This window comes from Pseudomonas sp., from assembly GCF_050739995.1.
Lineage (GTDB): Bacteria > Pseudomonadota > Gammaproteobacteria > Pseudomonadales > Pseudomonadaceae > Aquipseudomonas.
Map to the genome: position 1 here is coordinate 1 of NZ_JBOICG010000546.1, position 3,631 is coordinate 3,631.

At 57.4% G+C, this 3,631-nt stretch carries 4 protein-coding genes; 2 read left to right on the plus strand and 2 right to left on the minus strand.

Annotated features, from left to right (window positions below; translation table 11 throughout):
• Together ACRESD_RS17900 and ACRESD_RS17905 are read left to right on the plus strand one after the other, a co-directional pair.
• A partial coding sequence (locus ACRESD_RS17900) for a winged helix-turn-helix domain-containing protein (protein ID WP_431752134.1) occupies positions 1–240 on the plus strand: 240 nt, incomplete at its 5' end.
• Complete coding sequence (locus tag ACRESD_RS17905; RefSeq protein WP_431752135.1) at positions 233–1,534, plus strand: sensor histidine kinase; 1,302 nt, start codon at positions 233–235, stop codon at positions 1,532–1,534. The genes ACRESD_RS17900 and ACRESD_RS17905, both read left to right, overlap by 8 nt.
• 2 nt (positions 1,535–1,536) lie before the next feature.
• Here ACRESD_RS17905 and ACRESD_RS17910 read toward each other — a convergent pair whose 3' ends face one another.
• Positions 1,537–2,220 carry a lysozyme gene (locus tag ACRESD_RS17910; protein WP_431752136.1) on the minus strand — a complete coding sequence of 228 codons (684 nt, stop codon included), beginning with the start codon at positions 2,218–2,220 and terminating at the stop codon, positions 1,537–1,539.
• Positions 2,221–2,336: 116 nt separating this feature from the next.
• A partial coding sequence (locus ACRESD_RS17915; protein ID WP_431752137.1) for a transglutaminase-like domain-containing protein occupies positions 2,337–3,631 on the minus strand: 1,295 nt, incomplete at its 5' end.

Genomic DNA, 3,631 nt, shown 5'->3' on the forward strand with positions numbered 1-3,631 from the left:
GGGCAGGAGCTGCATTTGTCGCCCATCTGCTGGACCTTGTTGGAGCATCTGATGCGCGCCAGTCCTGAACCTGTTCCCCGAGAGCGCTTGGAGGCAAAAGTCTGGGGCGATGAGCCACCCGACAGTAATACGCTCAAAGTGCACATGCACCGGCTACGCAAAGCGGTAGACAAACCCTTTAGCCGGCCGTTGATCCACACCCTTCCCGGGGTCGGTATCCAGGTAAAACCACATGCGTAATGGCTTGAGCCTGAAGTGGGTGATCAGCGGCAGTTTCCTGTTATTGATTGCGCTGGTATTGCTGATCTACAGCCAACTGCTGCCTGTATTCACCGTGCGCGGCTTGCTCTACGCCGCGAGCTCGATGATGGAGGAAGAAGCCCAGTATTTCAGCATGCACTACAAGAAGGACCCGACCACGCCCCCTCCGCACAACTACTTCTATACCGGCGTCATCGGCAAGGAGGCGTTGCCGGAGAACATCCGCCAATTGCTGGATGCGCCACCGAGCCTGTCCTTCGGTGCGGTGCATATCTTCGGCGATATTTACTCCGATGACGATGACGCGGTGTTCCAGATAATCCTCGAGCAACCCCTGGGTGACGGCAAAAGCCTTTATCTGTATGACGTCGACCATGATGATGAGGTCGGTGGTGAGGTGGAGACGCCGTTGTCTGACGCCTACTTTGACCAAGTGATGCAGAGCGTCATGTTCATCAGCCTGGCGGTATTCGTGCCGGCGCTGCTCATCATCGCACTGCTGGTCTGGTGGTTGGTTCGTCCGCTGGGGCGCTTGGCCCAATGGTCCCGCACCCTGAAAAACCCTGACGCAATGGCCAGCGGGCGGCCAGGTTTCAGCTTCAAGGAATTCAATATGCTGGCCGAAGCACTGGCCAAAAGTGTTGAGCAGGTGCAGGCAGCCAGCCAGCGTGAGGGCCGCCTTTTACGCTACACCAGCCATGAACTGCGAACGCCACTGGCGGTGCTCAAGGCCAATATAGAGCTGTTGGCCCTGCAATCCGGCGGTGTCCTGCCGACCTCCTTGCAACGCATTGAGCGTTCCGTGCTGAACATGCAGCTTATCGCCGAGACGTTGCTGTGGATGAGCCGCGAACGTCCCGAACCGTTGCCGGAGGAAGACGTTGACCTGAGCGAGTTGGTCGGTGAGTTGATTGAGAAACATCGCTACCTGATTGGCACCCGGGATATCGAGTTGATCGTCGATATCCACAACGAACCTTGCCGATTGCCTCCCACCGCGTGCCGCATCGTGATCGGTAATTTGCTGCGCAATGCACTTCAATACGCGGAGGAAGGCCAAGTAGAAATCAGCTTCAAATACCCCCGGCTGCTGATTGCCAATCAAATGACGGAAACCCAGCAACAGCAGGAGAGCACTGATTTTGGCTACGGCCTTGGGCTGCAGTTGATGCACCAGTTATGCGAAAAACTGGGCTGGCATATTGAAGTGATACGCGCACAACAACGGTTCACCGTCATGCTCGACTGTACGAGCGTGGAGGCTGCCGAGTAGCGCTACTGCTCACCAGTCCTGATATCAATGGCGTCAGCGGTACCTGAATGCAGCATCCCCTTAGGTACCGTCTGCCCCTCGAAAAACAAGTCAATTTCACCCTGCCTGCGCAGTTCCAAGCCAGGCAGGACCTTTCCGCCGGCCATTTTCCATCGACCGAGCTGATAGGGCACTTGCTCAAAGTGCTGCTCGTTGATCACCCGCAGCAGGCTTGAGGTCTTGAAGTTGTTCGCACCGACATTGAAGACAAAGTCGGCCAGGGCGGCGTATTGAAGGTCTGTCAGTGGGACTGTGACGACGGTGATGACAGTGATTTGAGCTCGTCGCATGTCGTCGACCAGCAGGATCGTTCCTTGAGCGTCAGAGATTTTCTGCAGAAACTGCGCAGGCTCCGTTCCATCACACCGTGCCTTTTTGATCAGGTGGCCATAGCCGATGGTGCAATAGCCGACGGCGTCGTTATAGCGCTGATCCACCCAGCCTTCCGAGCTTTTTGTCAGGGCGATACCTTTGGCCACCACCGGGCGTAGCGGGGTGGTGGGTTCGGTGCCCAGCAAGGGAGCCGGCTCAATCAGCAACCCTGAAGGGAGACGGTCTATGTCTTGGATTTTTGCATTCCTTGAGTCGCAGGCGCTCAGCATGAGCGGCATACAGCCCACGGCAATCCACACTTTCAATGAACTCATCACCCACTCCCTGTTCAGCGCCAACTTAAACACCAGAACGTTTTGAAGGGAGGGGTGTGAAAAGCGAAGAGCGCCCGCGTGCCAGTGCCTTGGCCTGTCACGCGGGTGTTGGGGCGTTACAGTGTCTGCACAATGATCTGGCTTTTCAGATCGTTGACCATGCTTTCAATCACCGGCTTCATGGCCTCGAAGTCTTGTGGGGTACACAAGACGTCCGCCTTGGCAAAGGCATAGTGACGTGTGATCAGCACCGTATTGGCTTTCTTCACATAGGTGGCTCGATAGTCGAAGCCCGCCTGTTTCACGGACACGGCCTTGGGCACGGCCAGGATCTTCACTTTGCCGGGAAACTCCATGTGCGCCACTTCCGAGATTTCACCCGACAGGCACGTGAAGGCCTGGGTGCGTTCCTGTTCGGCCAATAAGGTGAACACGCTCTGGGCAATACCGCCAGACAGGCTGGAGAGGGTAGGTGTGCCGGTCGGTCCGGGCAGGTTCACCAGGTTGTCGGTACGGCCTTTGATGCTGGACTTGAAGGTATCGGTGGTGCCTTCCAGGTCGGTTTCGAATACACCGTTGCCGGATTGTCCGTACAGGCTAAGGATGCGCTGCACCAACTGATGACGATCGGCCGGTTGCATGGCCTTGAACAGGTAGCGGTTGAGTTCTGCGCCCCAGCCGTTCACGGTGGAGTCGTTGGTGAATTCGGCAGCACCTTTGGCGTTGACCTTAAACCGCATGGCTGACTCCACCTTGCCCGGTTGGCTGGAAGGCACATGGGCCTGTTCACCGGTCTGGGTCAGCAATACCGGTTTGCCCAGCTCAGGAATCGGCAGGTAGCCGGCGGCGATGGGAGCCGCCGTCGAGTCCAGGTACAAGTCGAGGCTGGGTACATAGGTGATGGCATGGTTAAGCAGCCCCAGGGTCGGCACCTTGGGCAGCACGTAGGCATTGCCGGCATTGATCAGGGCTGGCGAGCTTTCAATGGCAACGGCCTTGAGCAATGCTTCCAGCAGCGCGACATGGTCCTTGCAGTCGCCATAGCGGTTATCCAGCACGGCCTGTGCTGAATGTGGCACCACACCTCCTGCACCGACGTAGACGGCCACGTAGCGAATATTCTTGCGTACCCAATCACTCAGCACCAAGGCTTTGGCGCGAGGTGTCTCGAGGTTGGCGGTGAGTTCCTTGGCCAGTGTGGTAATGGCTGGAGTCACTTCGACCTGTGCCCTGGCGGCGTAGGCTTGGGCAAACTGTTTGTAGTCAGTGAATGTCGACACGGCCAGGAGCTGTCCGTAGTCGGTATAGGCGACGGAGCCTTCTTCTACGCGATTTTTTACGGCGGGCTCCAAGTCCCAGCGGTACACCACTCGGCCATTGGCAGTGGCGGGCGTGGACGCTTTGAATCCCC

What these genes read in the sequence shown, in the direction of transcription:
- ACRESD_RS17905 (WP_431752135.1), top strand. Translation starts at nt 233, where the DNA reads ATGCGTAATGGCTTGAGCCTGAAGTGGGTGATCAGCGGCAGTTTCCTG.
- ACRESD_RS17910 (WP_431752136.1), bottom strand. Translation starts at nt 2,220, where the DNA reads ATGAGTTCATTGAAAGTGTGGATTGCCGTGGGCTGTATGCCGCTCATG.